General features: G+C 64.6%; 12 protein-coding genes and 1 tRNA gene. All 13 read left to right on the top strand.

Annotation, left to right across the window (positions count from 1 at the left end; all coding sequences use genetic code 11):
• Positions 1-183 precede the first annotated feature (183 nt).
• A tRNA-Trp gene (locus VDQ83_RS18435) sits at positions 184-259 on the top strand.
• Between the two features lie 50 nt (positions 260-309).
• Positions 310-723, top strand: a complete 414-nt coding sequence (secE, locus tag VDQ83_RS18430) for a preprotein translocase subunit SecE (RefSeq protein WP_263397403.1) — start codon at positions 310-312, stop codon at positions 721-723.
• A 13-nt stretch (positions 724-736) separates the two neighbouring features.
• On the top strand, positions 737-1,294 hold the full coding sequence (gene nusG, locus VDQ83_RS18425; RefSeq protein ID WP_185813745.1) for a transcription termination/antitermination protein NusG: 558 nt from the start codon (positions 737-739) through the stop codon (positions 1,292-1,294).
• Between the two features lie 200 nt (positions 1,295-1,494).
• Entirely contained in the window at positions 1,495-1,923 is a 429-nt protein-coding gene (rplK, locus tag VDQ83_RS18420; protein ID WP_145699993.1) for a 50S ribosomal protein L11, read from the top strand.
• Positions 1,924-1,926: 3 nt separating this feature from the next.
• On the top strand, positions 1,927-2,625 hold the full coding sequence (rplA, locus tag VDQ83_RS18415) for a 50S ribosomal protein L1 (protein ID WP_179571231.1): 699 nt from the start codon (positions 1,927-1,929) through the stop codon (positions 2,623-2,625).
• Positions 2,626-3,112: 487 nt separating this feature from the next.
• On the top strand, positions 3,113-3,652 hold the full coding sequence (gene rplJ, locus VDQ83_RS18410) for a 50S ribosomal protein L10 (protein ID WP_455435991.1): 540 nt from the start codon (positions 3,113-3,115) through the stop codon (positions 3,650-3,652).
• Positions 3,653-3,715: 63 nt separating this feature from the next.
• Positions 3,716-4,087 carry a 50S ribosomal protein L7/L12 gene (rplL, locus tag VDQ83_RS18405; RefSeq protein ID WP_128421188.1) on the top strand — a complete coding sequence of 124 codons (372 nt, stop codon included), beginning with the start codon at positions 3,716-3,718 and terminating at the stop codon, positions 4,085-4,087.
• Positions 4,088-4,381: 294 nt separating this feature from the next.
• Positions 4,382-8,533: a DNA-directed RNA polymerase subunit beta gene (gene rpoB, locus VDQ83_RS18400; RefSeq protein WP_263397404.1), complete on the top strand. Its 4,152-nt coding sequence runs from the start codon at positions 4,382-4,384 to the stop codon at positions 8,531-8,533.
• A 140-nt stretch (positions 8,534-8,673) separates the two neighbouring features.
• On the top strand, positions 8,674-12,891 hold the full coding sequence (gene rpoC, locus VDQ83_RS18395) for a DNA-directed RNA polymerase subunit beta' (RefSeq protein ID WP_263397405.1): 4,218 nt from the start codon (positions 8,674-8,676) through the stop codon (positions 12,889-12,891).
• Positions 12,892-13,111: 220 nt separating this feature from the next.
• Positions 13,112-13,486 carry a 30S ribosomal protein S12 gene (gene rpsL, locus VDQ83_RS18390; protein WP_003469157.1) on the top strand — a complete coding sequence of 125 codons (375 nt, stop codon included), beginning with the start codon at positions 13,112-13,114 and terminating at the stop codon, positions 13,484-13,486.
• An 11-nt stretch (positions 13,487-13,497) separates the two neighbouring features.
• The gene (gene rpsG, locus VDQ83_RS18385; protein WP_003469159.1) at positions 13,498-13,965 is read left to right on the top strand and encodes a 30S ribosomal protein S7; all 468 of its coding nucleotides are present in this window, start codon (positions 13,498-13,500) and stop codon (positions 13,963-13,965) included.
• Positions 13,966-14,105: 140 nt separating this feature from the next.
• Positions 14,106-16,196 (top strand): elongation factor G, encoded by a 2,091-nt coding sequence (gene fusA / locus VDQ83_RS18380; protein ID WP_455435990.1) that lies wholly within the window; start codon positions 14,106-14,108, stop codon positions 16,194-16,196.
• A gap of 90 nt (positions 16,197-16,286) precedes the next feature.
• Positions 16,287-16,405: GTP-binding protein (locus VDQ83_RS18375; protein WP_049420184.1), on the top strand; the 119-nt coding region annotated here is incomplete at its 3' end.

Genomic DNA, 16,405 nt, shown 5'->3' with positions numbered 1-16,405 from the left:
AGGTGGCCGCACCGTCGGCGCCGGCGTGGTCGCCAAGATCATCAAGTAATGCCCGCTCCGGCGACTTCGGTCGCCGGAGTTTGACGATGTGCAGGCGGCTTCGGCCGTCGGGTTCAGCGAAGGGCGGGCCGGAACCTTCGGTCCGCCTTCGCCGTCTAAGGGAAGTGCAGCGTTCGTTACTACACGCCAGTAGCTCAATTGGCAGAGCAGCGGTCTCCAAAACCGCAGGTTGGGGGTTCGAGTCCCTCCTGGCGTGCCAATCTGCCGCTCCCTATCCAGTGACCTTGGTCGCATAGCCGCAAGAGTCGGATGAACAGCAAGATCGAGCATTCCAAAGGCACCACCGCTTCCTCAGGCGGCGATATCGTCAAGTACGTCATCGCTGCACTGCTGGTGGTCGCTGGCCTGTTTGTCTGGTTCTGGTTCGGCGAGCCGAGTCGTGCGACGCAGTTGGGGAGCTGGTCCGGTCCGTTGCGTGGCCTGGCGGTCATCGTCGGCCTGGTCGCTGCGGCCGCGGTGTTTCTGCTGACCGCCAAGGGGCGCGAGTCCCGCGAGTTCATTTCCGAATCCCGGTTCGAACTGCGCAAGGTGGTCTGGCCGACCCGTCAGGAAGCGATCCGCACCACCTGGGTCGTGATCGTGGTGGTGATCATTCTGAGTCTGCTGCTGGGCGGGTTCGATTTCCTGATCCAGAAGCTGATGCAGTGGTTCGTGAGTCGTTGAGGAGAGTGCAGCAGTGAAGCGTTGGTATGTCGTTCACGCCTATTCAGGCTTCGAGAAGTCCGTGGCCCAAGCGCTGCGCGACCGCATTGTGCGTGACGAGATGCAGGAGCGCTTCGGCGACGTGCTGGTGCCGACCGAAGAAGTGATCGAGATGCGCTCCGGCCAGAAGCGCCGTTCCGAGCGCAAGTTCTTCCCGGGCTACGTGCTGGTGCAGATCGAGACCCACGAAGAAGCCGGTATCCCGCGCATCGACAACGAAAGCTGGCACTTGGTCAAGGAAACCTCGAAGGTGATGGGGTTCATCGGCGGGACTGCCGATCGCCCGCTGCCGATCCGTGACGAAGAGGCCGATGCGATCCTGCAGCGCGTTCAGGATGGCGTGGAGAAGCCGCGTCCGAAGGTGCTGTTCGAACCCGGCCAGATGGTCCGGGTCACCGATGGTCCGTTCAACGACTTCAACGGCGTGGTCGAGGAAGTCAACTACGAGAAGAGCCGCCTGCGCGTCGCGGTGCTGATCTTCGGCCGCTCCACCCCGGTGGAGCTGGAATTCGGCCAGGTCGAGAAGGCCTGAGCCCGCGCCGGCGCGTCTGCGCCGGACGCCAGAATCTCTGCTATACTGCGCGGCTCGCTGTCCAGGCTTGTCGCCTGGCAGGACCGGAAGCCGCCGCAAGGCGGCTTTCTGCGCACTTCAAACGTGATGGCGGGACACGTGATTTTCCCGTCGCGATGGGGAGCCTGCAGGTTGGGCGCTAGCACCCGGAGACCACTAAAATGGCAAAGAAAGTAGTCGGTTACATCAAGCTGCAGGTGAAGGCCGGTCAGGCCAACCCCTCGCCGCCGGTCGGTCCTGCGCTGGGTCAGCGCGGCCTGAACATCATGGAATTCTGCAAGGCGTTCAATGCCGCCACGCAGAAGCTGGAGCCGGGCCTGCCCACTCCGGTCATCATCACGGCCTATTCGGACCGTACCTTCACCTTCATCACCAAGAGCACTCCTGCGAGCGTGCTGCTGAAGAAGGCCGCAGGCGTCACCTCCGGTTCCAAGCGCCCGAACACCGAAAAGGTGGGCAAGGTCACCCGCAAGCAGCTCGAAGAGATCGCCAAGGCGAAGGAAGCCGACCTGACTGCAGCCGAGCTGGAAGCGGCGGTGCGTACGATTGCGGGCTCCGCCCGCAGCATGGGCCTGACGGTGGAGGGTTAAGCGATGGCACAGACCAAGCGACAGAAAGCAATCCGTGCTGCCGTGCAGCCGGGCAAGGCGTATTCGATCGACGAAGCGCTGAAGATCATCAAGTCCACCAGCAAGGCCAAGTTCGTCGAGGCCGTCGACGTGGCCGTGCGCCTGGGCGTGGATGCCAAGAAGTCCGACCAGCAGGTGCGCGGTTCCACCGTGCTGCCGGCCGGTACCGGCAAGAGCGTGCGCGTGGCGGTGTTCGCGCCGGCCGGCGCCAAGGCTGACGAAGCCCTGGCCGCTGGCGCCGAAGCCGTCGGCATGGACGACCTGGCCGAGAAGATGCAGGCCGGCGACCTGAACTACGACGTGGTCATCGCCACCCCGGACGCGATGCGCGTCGTCGGCAAGCTGGGCACGCTGCTGGGCCCGCGCGGCCTGATGCCGAACCCGAAGGTCGGCACCGTGTCGGCCAATCCGGCCGAAGCGGTGAAGAACGCCAAGTCGGGTCAGGTGCGCTACCGCACCGACAAGGCCGGCATCATCCACTGCACCATCGGCAAGGCCAGCTTCGAAGACGACGCGCTGAAGAACAACCTGCAGGCGCTGCTGATGGACCTGGTCAAGGCCAAGCCGGCGACCTCGAAGGGTACCTACCTGCAGAAGATCTCGGTGAGCTCGACCATGGGTCCGGGCGTCACCGTCGATCAGGCTTCGCTGTCCCTGAAGTAATCGCGACACGGCGGCGCTCCGCGAGGGGCGCCGCCGGTTCCACCCTTTTGAAGGCGTCGCCGAGGGGCAACCCGAGGCGAAGCCGTCAAAGACCGCAGGCGCGGTCGGCGCATACCGACGACGGGCACGGAAGCTCGATATGGCAAGGAGTCGCCGTCGGTACAGCGGGATCGCTTAATCCAGTCCTCTCGGGGACGGGCCGGCGTAGATGGTGCCGCCTTTCTGGAGTTTTTCTGGTTCAAGCCGACTCGGGTTTCCCGGGCGCGCTCACTCCAGGTCTGGAACGGCCACCAACTGGGATGCCATTCGGCGTCCCCGGCATCCAGGATGGAGGCCGCCCAGGACCGCAAGCGGCAGGAGCCGTGAGCGGAGTATGTTTGAAGCGAGGATTCGCGATTCGCGATCGGGGATTGGCAAGGGCGGCGGTATCGCTCCTGACGAATCCCGAATCACCAATCCCGACTCTCTGCTTTAACGGAGGAGTGCAATGGCTCTCAATCTGTCCCAGAAGCAAGAAGTCGTCGCCGAACTGGCAGACGTTGCCGCGAAGGCTCACTCCTTGGTTGCTGCCGAGTACGCCGGCATCACGGTCGCCCAGCTGACCGCGATGCGCAAGAAGGCGCGCGAAACCGGTGTGTACTTGCGTGTTGTCAAGAACACCCTGGCCTCGCGTGCCGTTGCCGGTACCGAATACGAGTGCGTCCAGGACGCGCTGGTCGGTCCGCTGCTGTATGCGTTCTCGACGGAAGAACCCGGCGCTGCCGGTCGTCTGATCAAGGAATTCGCCAAGGGTAACGACAAGCTGCAGGCCAAGGTCGTGTCTGTGGGTGGCCAGCTGTATCCGGCCGCTCATCTCGAGGTGCTGGCATCGCTGCCGACCCGCGAGCAGGCGCTGGCCATGCTGGCACGCGTCCTCGCCGAGCCGGCGAGCATGTTCGCCCGCGCGGTCAAGGCAGTGGGCGACAAGCTCGGTGGTGGCGAAGAAGCCCCCGCCGTAGCCGAAGAAGCCCCGGCCGAAACGGCTTAAGTTCGCGACACCTGAAACGGTTCACTAGAACCTCATCCAGAAAAAATTCCAAAGGTAATCACAATGTCCCTGTCTAACGAACAGATCGTCGACGCAATCGCCGAAAAGTCCCTCATGGAAGTGATGGAGCTGGTCAAGGCCATCGAAGAGAAGTTTGGCGTCTCCGCCGCCGCCCCGGTCGCCGCTGCCGGCCCGGCCGCTGCCGCCGCCCCGGTCGAAGAGCAGACCGAGTTCAACGTCATCCTGAAGGCTGTCGGCGAGAAGAAGGTCGAAGTCATTAAGGCCGTGCGCGCCATCACCGGCCTGGGCCTGAAGGAAGCGAAGGACCTCGTCGAGGGTGCTCCGCAGACCGTCAAGGAAGCCGTGTCGAAGGAAGATTCCGAGAAGTTCAAGAAGGATCTCGAGGCCGCCGGCGCGACCGTCGAAATCAAGTAATCGGCATCTTGCATCGCCAGCGTGTCAGGTGATGCATCGAAGGCTGGGGACGCAAGTCCCCGGCCTTTGGCCGTTGTTGCAAAGCCGGGATTAGAGATTCGGCATTGGGGATTCGATGGCGCTCGTTTGGCCCATCCCGAATCCCGTCATCCCCAGTCTCGGCCTTACCGAGTTGGTAGTTGGAAGTAGCAAGAGAAGGCGTGCTGGTGCCGGCAATACCAGCGACTTCCAACTGACAATTTATGTTCACTCAGGGCCGCGGACGCGCGGCCCGCACAGCCAAGGTGATACCTCATGACGTCTTATTCGTTCACCGAAAAGAAGCGTATCCGCAAGGATTTCGGCAAGCAGCGCTCGATCCTCGAAGTGCCGTTCCTGCTGGCGATCCAGGTGGATTCCTACCGCGAGTTCCTGCAGGAAAACACCGAGCCGAACAAGCGTTCGGACCACGGCCTGCACGCGGCCCTGAAATCGGTGTTCCCGATCTCCAGCTACAGCGGCAACGCGGCCCTGGAGTACGTCGGCTACAAGCTGGGCGACCCGGTGTTCGACGAGCGTGAATGCCGCCAGCGCGGCATGAGCTACGGCGCCCCGCTGCGCGTGACCGTGCGCCTGGTGATCTACGACCGCGAGTCGTCGACCAAGGCCATCAAGTACGTGAAGGAGCAGGAGGTCTACCTCGGCGAGATCCCGCTGATGACCGACAACGGCACCTTCATCGTCAACGGCACCGAGCGCGTCATCGTCTCGCAGCTGCACCGTTCGCCGGGCGTGTTCTTCGACCACGATCGCGGCAAGACCCATAGCTCGGGCAAGCTGCTGTACAGCGCCCGCATCATTCCGTACCGCGGTTCCTGGCTGGACTTCGAGTTCGACCCGAAGGACGCGCTGTTCACCCGTATCGACCGCCGCCGCAAGCTGCCGGTGTCGATCCTGCTGCGCGCGCTGGGCTACTCGAACGAAGAGATGCTGGCCGAGTTCTTCGAGATCAACACCTTCCACATCGACCCCAAGGAAGGCGTGCAGCTGGAGCTGGTGCCCGAGCGCCTGCGCGGCGAGACGCTGAACTTCGACCTGGCCGATGGCGACAAGGTCATCGTCGAGGCCGGCAAGCGCATCACCGCGCGCCACGTCAAGCAGCTGGAAGCCGCCGGCGTCGCCGCGCTGGCCGTGCCCGACGAGTACCTGGTCGGCCGCATCCTGTCGCACGACGTGGTCGATGCCTCGACCGGCGAACTGCTGGCCAGCGCCAACGACGAGATCAGCGAAGATCAGCTGACCGCGTTCCGCAAGGCCGGCGTCGACGCCGTGGGCACCCTGTGGGTCAACGACCTGGATCGCGGTCCGTACCTGTCCAACACCCTGCGCATCGATCCGACCAAGACCCAGCTGGAAGCGCTGGTCGAGATCTACCGCATGATGCGTCCCGGCGAGCCGCCGACCAAGGACGCCGCGCAGAACCTGTTCCACAACCTGTTCTTCACCTTCGAGCGCTACGACCTGTCCACGGTCGGCCGCATGAAGTTCAATCGCCGTGTCGGCCGCAAGGAAGTCACCGGCGAGTCGGTGCTGTACGACAAGAAGTACTTCGGCGAGCGCAACGACGAAGAGTCCAAGCGTCTGGTCGCCGAGCACGCCGACAGCTCCGACATCCTGGAAGTGATCAAGGTCCTGACCGAGATCCGCAACGGCCGCGGCGTGGTCGACGACATCGACCACCTCGGCAACCGTCGCGTGCGTTCGGTCGGCGAAATGGCCGAGAACGTGTTCCGCGTGGGCCTGGTCCGCGTCGAGCGCGCGGTCAAGGAGCGCCTGTCGATGGCCGAGTCCGAAGGCCTGACCCCGCAGGAACTGATCAACGCCAAGCCGGTGGCCGCCGCGATCAAGGAGTTCTTCGGCTCCTCGCAGCTGTCGCAGTTCATGGACCAGAACAACCCGCTGTCGGAAGTGACGCACAAGCGTCGCGTCTCCGCGCTGGGCCCGGGCGGTCTGACCCGCGAGCGCGCCGGCTTCGAAGTGCGCGACGTGCATCCGACCCACTACGGCCGCGTCTGCACCATCGAGACGCCGGAAGGCCCGAACATCGGCCTGATCAACTCGCTGGCGGTGTATGCCCGCACCAACCAGTACGGCTTCCTGGAGACGCCGTACCGCAAGGTGCTGGACGGCCAGATCACCGACGACGTCGAGTACCTGTCGGCGATCGAGGAGAACGAGTACGTGATCGCGCAGGCCAACGCGCTGCACGATTCCAAGAGCCGCCTGACCGAGCAGTTCGTGCCGTGCCGCTACCAGGGCGAGTCGCTGCTGAAGCCGCCGGCCGAGGTGCACTTCATGGACGTGTCGCCGATGCAGACCGTGTCCATCGCGGCGGCGCTGGTGCCGTTCCTGGAACACGATGACGCCAACCGCGCGCTGATGGGCGCGAACATGCAGCGCCAGGCCGTGCCGACGCTGCGTGCGCAGAAGCCGCTGGTCGGTACCGGCATCGAGCGCGCCGTGGCGCGCGACTCGGGCGTAACCGTCAACGCCAAGCGCGGCGGCGTGATCGAGCAGATCGACGCGGCGCGCATCGTGGTCAAGGTCAACGAGGAAGAGATCGGCGGCGGCACCGATGCCGGCGTGGACATCTACAACCTGATCAAGTACACGCGCTCCAACCAGAACACCTGCATCAACCAGCGTCCGCTGGTCAATGTGGGCGACGTGATCGCGCGCGGCGACGTGCTGGCCGACGGTCCCTCGACCGACATCGGCGAGCTGGCCCTGGGCCAGAACATGCTGATCGCGTTCATGCCGTGGAACGGCTACAACTTCGAAGACTCCATCCTGCTTTCCGAGCGCGTGGTGGAAGAGGATCGCTACACCACGATCCACATCGAAGAGCTGACCTGCGTGGCGCGCGACACCAAGCTCGGGCCGGAGGAAATCTCCGCCGACATCCCGAACGTGTCCGAGCAGGCGCTGAACCGCCTGGACGAGTCGGGCGTGGTGTACATCGGCGCCGAAGTGCGCGCCGGCGACATCATGGTCGGCAAGGTCACGCCGAAGGGCGAGAGCCAGCTGACCCCGGAAGAGAAGCTGCTGCGCGCGATCTTCGGCGAGAAGGCGTCGGACGTGAAGGACAGCTCGCTGCGCGTGCCGCCGGGCATGGACGGCACCGTCATCGACGTGCAGGTGTTCACCCGCGACGGCATCGAGAAGGACAAGCGCGCCCGCCAGATCGAGGAAAACGAGATCAAGCGGGTCAAGAAGGACTTCGACGACCAGTTCCGCATCCTGGAAAGCGCGATCTACGCGCGTCTGCGCGCCCAGCTGATCGGCAAGGTCGCCAACGGCGGTCCGAACCTGAAGAAGGGCGACACCATCACCGACGCGTACCTGGACGGGCTGAAGAAGGCCGACTGGTTCGCGCTGCGGATGAAGGACGAGGAGCCGTCGGACGCGATCGAGCGCGCGCAGAAGCAGATCCAGGCGCACGAGAAGGAATTCGAGCGTCGCTTCGCCGACAAGCGCGGCAAGATCACCGCCGGCGACGACCTCGCCCCGGGCGTGCTGAAGATGGTCAAGGTGTTCCTGGCGGTGAAGCGCCGCATCCAGCCCGGCGACAAGATGGCCGGTCGCCACGGCAACAAGGGTGTCGTGTCGATGATCCAGCCGATCGAGGACATGCCGTACATGGCCAACGGCGAGACCGTGGACATCGTGCTGAACCCGCTGGGCGTGCCGTCGCGCATGAACATCGGCCAGGTGCTGGAAGTGCATCTGGGTTGGGCCGCCAAGGGCCTGGGTCGCAAGATCCAGAACATGCTCGAGGCGCAGACCAAGGTCGCCGACCTGCGCAAGTTCCTGACCCAGATCTACAACCACGACCAGAAGCTGGGCGAGGACCGTGTGGACCTGGATCAGTTCAGCGACGCGGAGCTGCTGCGCCTGGCCGGCAACCTGACCGACGGCGTGCCGATGGCCACCCCGGTGTTCGACGGTGCGACGGAGGCGGAGATCAAGCACATGCTCGAGCTCGCCGACCTGCCGATCAGCGGCCAGACCCAGCTGTACGACGGCCGCACCGGCGAGGCGTTCGATCGCCACACCACGGTCGGCTACATGCACATGCTGAAGCTGAACCACCTGGTCGACGACAAGATGCACGCGCGCTCCACCGGTCCGTACTCGCTCGTCACCCAGCAGCCGCTGGGCGGCAAGGCGCAGTTCGGCGGCCAGCGCTTCGGCGAAATGGAAGTCTGGGCGCTGGAAGCCTACGGCGCGGCCTACACCCTGCAGGAAATGCTGACGGTGAAGTCCGACGACGTGCAGGGCCGCAACCAGATGTACAAGAACATCGTCGACGGCGAGCACGAGATGGTCGCGGGCATGCCGGAATCCTTCAACGTCCTGGTGAAGGAAATCCGCTCGCTGGCCATCAACATGGAACTGGAAGACTAAGGAGCCGGGACGCGGGACCCGGGACTCGGAAAAGCGAGAAGCGCGAGCGCTCTTGCTTTCCGAGTCCCGAGTCCCGAGTCCCGCAGTAAGCCTTCCCGCCCCGTCCTCGATACGAAATTCCTCCGACCCGGAGATACCCAATGAAAGACCTGCTCAACCTCTTCAACCAGCAGCGCCAGACGCTGGACTTCGACGCGATCAAGATCGCGTTGGCCTCGCCGGACCTGATCCGTTCGTGGTCCTTCGGCGAAGTGAAGAAGCCGGAAACCATCAACTACCGTACCTTCAAGCCGGAACGTGACGGCCTGTTCTGCGCCGCGATCTTCGGCCCGATCAAGGACTACGAGTGCCTGTGCGGCAAGTACAAGCGCATGAAGCACCGTGGCGTGGTCTGCGAGAAGTGCGGTACCGAAGTGACCCTGGCCAAGGTGCGCCGCGAGCGCATGGGCCACATCGACCTGGCCTCGCCGGTCGCGCACATCTGGTTCCTGAAGTCGCTGCCGTCGCGCATCGGCCTGATGCTGGACATGACCCTGCGCGACATCGAGCGCGTGCTGTACTTCGAAGCCTACGTGGTGACCGAGCCGGGCCTGACCGCCCTGGAGCGCCGCCAGCTGCTGACCGAAGAGCAGTTCCTGACCGCGCGCCAGGAGCACGGCGACGACTTCGACGCCGCAATGGGCGCCGAGGCGGTGTACGAGCTGCTGCGCACGATCGACCTGCAGTCGGAAATGACCCGCCTGCGCGAAGAGATCGCCGGCACCGGCTCGGAAACCAAGCTCAAGCGCCTGACCAAGCGCATCAAGCTGGTCGAAGCCTTCCTCGAGTCGGGCAACCGTCCGGAGTGGATGGTGATGACCGTGCTGCCGGTGCTGCCGCCGGACCTGCGTCCGCTGGTGCCGCTGGACGGCGGCCGCTTCGCGACCTCCGATCTGAACGACCTGTACCGCCGCGTCATCAACCGCAACAACCGCCTGCGTCGCCTGCTCGAACTCAATGCGCCGGACATCATCGTGCGCAACGAGAAGCGCATGCTGCAGGAGTCGGTGGATGCGCTGCTGGACAACGGCCGTCGCGGCCGTGCCATCACCGGCACCAACAAGCGCCCGCTGAAGTCGCTGGCCGACATGATCAAGGGCAAGCAGGGCCGGTTCCGCCAGAACCTGCTCGGCAAGCGCGTGGACTACTCCGGCCGTTCGGTCATCGTGGTCGGTCCGACCCTGCGTCTGCACGAGTGCGGCCTGCCGAAGAAGATGGCGCTGGAGCTGTTCAAGCCGTTCGTGTTCGCCAAGCTGCAGCGTCGCGGCCTGGCCACCACCATCAAGGCCGCCAAGAAGCTGGTCGAGCGCGAAGAAGCCGAAGTCTGGGACATCCTGGAAGAGGTCATCCGCGAGCATCCGGTGCTGCTGAACCGCGCGCCGACCCTGCACCGCCTGGGCATCCAGGCGTTCGAGCCGGTGCTGATCGAAGGCAAGGCGATCCAGCTGCATCCGCTGGTGTGTACCGCGTTCAACGCCGACTTCGATGGCGACCAGATGGCCGTGCACGTGCCGCTGTCGCTGGAAGCGCAGCTGGAAGCGCGCGCGCTGATGATGTCCACCAACAACATCCTGTCGCCGGCCAACGGCGAGCCGATCATCGTGCCGTCGCAGGACGTGGTGCTGGGCTTGTACTACATGAGCCGCGCCCTGGAGAACAAGAAGGGCGAGGGCATGGTGTTCGCCAACATCGCCGAAGTGAAGCGCGCCTACGACAACCGCGTGGTGGAACTGCACGCCAAGGTCAAGGTCCGCATCACCGAGACGGTGATCGACGAGGACGGCAACCGCAGCAAGAAGACCTCGATCGTGGACACCACGATCGGGCGCGCGCTGCTGGCCGAAATCCTGCCGGAGGGCCTGCCGTTCGCGCTGGCCAACACCGAGCTGACCAAGAAGAACATCAGCCGCCTGATCAACTCCAGCTACCGTCAGCTGGGTCTGAAGGACAGCGTCGTGTTCGCCGACAAGCTGATGTACACCGGCTTCGCCTACGCGACCCGCGCCGGCGTGTCGATCGGCATCGACGACATGCTGATCCCGTCGGAGAAGAAGGGCATCCTCGGCGAAGCCGAGCAGGAAGTGCTGGAAATCCAGGAGCAGTACCAGTCCGGCCTGGTCACCGCCGGCGAGCGCTACAACAAGGTCGTGGACATCTGGTCGCGCACCAACGAGCGCATCGCCAAGGCGATGATGGACACCATCGGTACCGAGAAGGTGGTCAACGCCAAGGGCGAGACCATCGACCAGAAGTCGATGAACTCGCTGTACATCATGGCCGACTCCGGTGCGCGTGGTAGCCAGGCGCAGATCCGTCAGCTGGCCGGTATGCGCGGCCTGATGGCGCGTCCGGACGGCTCGATCATCGAGACCCCGATCAAGGCCAACTTCCGCGAAGGCCTGAACGTGCAGGAGTACTTCAACTCCACCCACGGCGCGCGTAAGGGTCTGGCCGATACCGCGTTGAAGACGGCGAACTCCGGTTACCTGACCCGTCGCCTGGTCGACGTGGCGCAGGACGTGGTCATCACCGAACCGGACTGCGGCACCACCGACGGCCTGACCATGACCCCGATCGTGGAAGGCGGCGACGTGGTCGAGCCGTTGCGCGACCGCGTGCTCGGCCGCGTGGTGGCCGAGGACGTGTTCCTGCCGGGCAACGACGAGGATCCGATCGTCACCCGCAACACGCTGCTCGACGAGCAGTGGGTGGCCAAGCTGGAAGAGGCCGGCGTGCAGACGCTGAAGGTGCGCTCCACGATCACCTGCGAATCCTCGTTCGGCGTGTGCGCCCGCTGCTACGGCCGCGACCTGGCGCGTGGCCACCTGGTCAACATCGGCGAAGCGGTCGGCGTCATCGCCGCGCAGTCGATCGGCGAGCCCGGTACCCAGCTGACCATGCGTACCTTCCACATCGGCGGCGCGGCGTCGCGTGCGGCGGCGGTGGACAACATCACGGTCAAGACCACCGGTTCGATCAAGTTCAACAACCTCAAATCGGTCGAACACGCCAACGGTTCGCTGGTGGCGGTGTCGCGTTCGGGCGAACTGTCGGTGCTCGACGGCCACGGCCGCGAGCGCGAGCGCTACAAGCTGGCCTACGGCGCCACGATCACCGCGAAGGACGGTGACGCGGTCAAGGCCGGCCAGTCGGTCGCCAACTGGGATCCGCATAACCACCCGATCGTGTCGGAAGTGGCCGGTTTCATCCGCTTCATCGACTTCATCGACGGCGTCACCGTCATCGAGAAGACCGACGATCTGACCGGCCTGGCTTCGCGCGAGATCACCGATCCGAAGCGTCGCGGCACCCAGGCCAAGGACCTGCGCCCGATCGTGCGCATCGTCGACGGCAAGGGCAACGACCTGACCATCCCGGGCACCGATCTGCCGGCGCAGTACCTGCTGCCGCCGCGCTCGATCGTCAACCTGCAGGACGGTGCGGCGGTGGGCGTGGGCGACGTGGTCGCCAAGATCCCGCAGGAAGCGTCCAAGACCCGCGACATCACCGGTGGTCTGCCGCGCGTGGCCGATCTGTTCGAAGCGCGCAAGCCAAAGGATCCTGCGATCCTGGCCGAGCGCTCGGGCATCATCAGCTTCGGCAAGGACACCAAGGGCAAGCAGCGCCTGATCATCAAGGACACCGATGGTTCGGAACACGAAGAGCTGATCCCGAAGTACCGCCAGATCATCGTGTTCGAAGGCGAGCACGTGGCCAAGGGCGAGACCGTGGTCGACGGCGAGCCGAGCCCGCAGGACATCCTGCGCCTGCTCGGCGTGGAGCCGCTGGCCGCCTACCTGGTCAAGGAAATCCAGGACGTGTACCGCCTGCAGGGCGTGAAGATCAACGACAAGCACATCGAGGTCATCACCCGGCAGATGCTGCGCAAGGTCGAGATCACCGACCAGGGCAACAGCAAGTTCCTCAACGGCGAGCAGGCCGAGCGCCAGCGCGTCATCGAGGAAAATGCCCGCCTGGCCACCCGCAACGAGCTGCCGGCCAAGTACGACCCGGTGCTGCTGGGCATCACCAAGGCCTCGCTGGCCACCGAGTCGTTCATCTCGGCGGCCTCGTTCCAGGAGACCACCCGCGTCCTTACCGAGGCGGCGGTCCGCGGCACCAGCGACACGCTGCGCGGCCTGAAGGAAAACGTGATCGTCGGCCGCCTGATCCCGGCCGGCACCGGCCTGGCCTACCACAGCCTGCGCCGTCGCAACTCCAGCGGCCTGACCGAGTCGGAAATGCAGACCCTGTCCGGCGGCAACGCCGAGCCGGCGGTCGAAACGCCCGCACCGGCGGCTGCCAGCAGCGAAGAGTGAGCCGGATCGGCCCCGTCCGCGGGGCCGATCGTTCCAAGCGACAAGGGGCGCAGCGGATGCGCCCCGTACCGGCCAAGGAGGGGCCAGCAAGTTAAGTTTCCGTTGAGTTGACGGAGCTTTTACTTGCCCGCTATACTTTCCTGTCTCGGCAGGCCGTCCTTCGGCCTGCCTTCGTTTTCACGCATCCAGGCCCCACGGCCTCAATCAGAAGAATCCACTGATGGCGACGATCAACCAGCTGGTCCGCAAGCCGCGGCAGGCGACCACCTACAAGAGCGCCTCCCCGGCGCTTGACAAGTGCCCGCAGCGCCGTGGCGTCTGCACGCGCGTGTACACCACCACCCCGAAGAAGCCGAACTCGGCCCTGCGTAAGGTCGCCAAGGTGCGCCTGACGAACCAGGAAGAGGTCATCAGCTACATCGGCGGCGAAGGCCACAACCTGCAGGAGCACTCCGTGGTCCTGATCCGCGGCGGTCGCGTCAAGGATCTGCCGGGCGTGCGCTACCACACCGTGCGCGGTTCGCTCGATGCCGCCGGCGTCGCCAAGCGTCGCCAGGGTCGTTCCAAGTACGGCGCCAAGCGTCCGAAGAGCTAAGGGAAAGCACAATGTCTCGTAAAGGTTCTACTCCGCAGCGCACCGTCCTGCCGGATCCCAAGCACGGCAGCGAAACCATCGCCCGTTTCATCAACATGGTGATGCTGAGCGGCAAGAAGTCGGTCGCCGAAAAGATCGTCTACGGCGCAATGGACGTCATCGGCGAGAAAAACCCGAATGCGGTCGAGCTGGTGCAGAAAGCGCTGGACAACGTCGCTCCGGCGGTCGAAGTCAAGTCGCGCCGCGTCGGCGGTGCCACGTACCAGGTGCCGGTCGAGGTGCGTTCCTCCCGTCGCATGGCGCTGGCCATGCGCTGGCTGATCGACTCGGCGCGCAAGCGCGGCGAGAACTCGATGCCGCGCAAGCTCGCGGCCGAGCTGGTCGACGCCTCGGAAAACCGTGGTGGCGCCATCAAGAAGCGCGAAGAAACCCACCGCATGGCGGAAGCGAACAAGGCGTTCGCGCATTACCGCTGGTGACCTTCCGGGCCTTGGAAACAAGGCCCGTCAGCACAATCTATATGTGCTGCTAGTGGCGCCGCTGAGCGCTGCACAAATCCGAAGGCCGCCGCAAGGCGGCGTTCGGCCATCCGCAATCCAAGAATTCTGAGAGGCTCCCTGTGGCCCGCAACACTCCCATCGAGCGTTACCGCAACTTCGGCATCATGGCCCACATCGATGCCGGCAAGACCACCACCTCCGAACGCATCCTGTTCTACACCGGCGTCAGCCACAAGATCGGCGAGGTGCATGACGGTGCCGCGACGATGGACTGGATGGAGCAGGAGCAGGAGCGTGGCATCACCATCACCTCCGCCGCGACCACCGCGTTCTGGAGCGGCATGGACAAGTCGCTGCCGCAGCACCGCTTCAACATCATCGACACCCCCGGGCACGTCGACTTCACCATCGAAGTCGAGCGTTCGCTGCGCGTGCTCGACGGCGCGGTGTTCGTGCTGTGCGCGGTCGGCGGCGTGCAGCCGCAGTCCGAGACCGTGTGGCGCCAGGCCAACAAGTACGCGGTGCCGCGTCTTGCCTTCGTCAACAAGATGGACCGCACCGGCGCCAACTTCGACAAGGTCGTCGAGCAGCTGAAGTCGCGCCTGGGCGCCTACCCGGTACCGATGCAGGTGCCGATCGGCGCCGAGGACGGCTTCGAGGGCGTGGTCGACCTGATCAAGATGAAGGCGGTCCATTGGGATACCGCTTCGCAGGGCACCGTGTTCGAATACCGCGAGATCCCCGCCCATCTGGCCGACAAGGCCGTCGAGGCGCGCGCGTTCATGATCGAGGCCGCGGCCGAAGCCAACGAAGAGCTGATGGACAAGTACCTCAACGAGGGCGAGCTGTCCGAAGAGGAAATCGTCAGCGGCCTGCGCGAGCGCACCCTGAAGGTGGAAGTGGTGCCGGTGTACTGCGGCACCGCGTTCAAGAACAAGGGCGTGCAGGCGATGCTCGACGGCGTGATCCAGCTACTGCCGTCGCCCAGCGACCGTCCGCCGGTCAAGGGTATCGACGAGGACGACAAGGAAGACAGCCGTCCGGCCACCGACACCGCACCGTTCTCGGCGCTGGCGTTCAAGATCATGACCGACCCGTTCGTGGGTTCGCTGACCTTCTTCCGCGTCTACTCCGGCACGCTGAACTCCGGCGACCAGGTGTACAACCCGGTCAAGTCGAAGAAGGAGCGCGTGGGCCGCATCCTGCAGATGCACTCCAACAATCGCGAAGAGATCAAGGAAGTGCGCGCGGGCGACATCGCCGCGGCGGTGGGCCTGAAGGACGTCACCACCGGCGACACGCTGTGCGCGCAGGACAACATCATCATCCTGGAGCGCATGGTGTTCCCGGAGCCGGTGATCTCGATGGCGGTGGAGCCGAAGACCAAGTCGGACCAGGAAAAGATGGGTATCGCGCTGAGCCGTCTGGCGCAGGAAGATCCCTCGTTTCGCGTCAACACCGACGAAGAATCCGGCCAGACCATCATCCGCGGCATGGGCGAGTTGCACCTGGAAATCATGGTCGACCGCATGAAGCGCGAGTTCAACGTAGAAGCCAACGTCGGCAAGCCGCAGGTGGCCTACCGCGAGACCATCCGCAAGGCGGTCAAGCAGGAAGGCAAGTTCGTGCGCCAGTCCGGCGGTAAGGGCCAGTACGGTCATGTCGTGCTCGAGATCGAGCCGCAGGAGCGTGGCCTGGGCTACACCTTCGAGAATGCGATAGTCGGCGGCGTGGTGCCGAAGGAATACATCCCGGCTGTGGACAAGGGCATCCAGGAAGCGGTGGCCAACGGCGTGATGGCCGGCTACCCGATCGTGGACGTCAAGGTGCGCCTGATCGACGGTTCGTACCATGACGTCGACTCCTCGGAAATGGCGTTCAAGATCGCCGGCTCGATGGGCTTCAAGGAAGGCTTCAACAAGGCCAGCCCGGTGCTGCTGGAGCCGATCATGAAGGTCGAGGTCGTGACCCCGGAAGACTATCTGGGCGACGTGATGGGCGACGTCAGCCGTCGTCGCGGCATCCTGCAGGGCCAGGACGACAGTCCGTCCGGCAAGGTGATCAACGCGATGGTGCCGCTGGGCGAAATGTTCGGCTACGCCACCACGCTGCGCTCGATGTCGCAGGGTCGCGCCACGTTCTCGATGGAGTTCGACCATTACGCCGAAGCGCCGGCCAACATCGCCGAGTCGGTCATCAAGAAGAGCTGAGATTAGCGAGACGGGATTCGGGACGCGGCGTAGCCAGTCCCGCATCCCTGTCCCTTGTCCCCCAATTACGAATTAGAAGGTAAAAACACCATGGCAAAGGGTAAGTTCGAGCGCACCAAGCCGCACGTCAATGTCGGCACCATCGGTCACGTCGACCACGGCAAGACCACGCTGACCGCGGCGCTGACCAAGATCGGCGCAGAGCGCTT

The organism is Xanthomonas sp. WHRI 7945, assembly GCF_035026585.1.
Note: the sequence above shows the minus strand (reverse complement) of the source record. Positions and strands in the feature narration are given on the sequence as shown.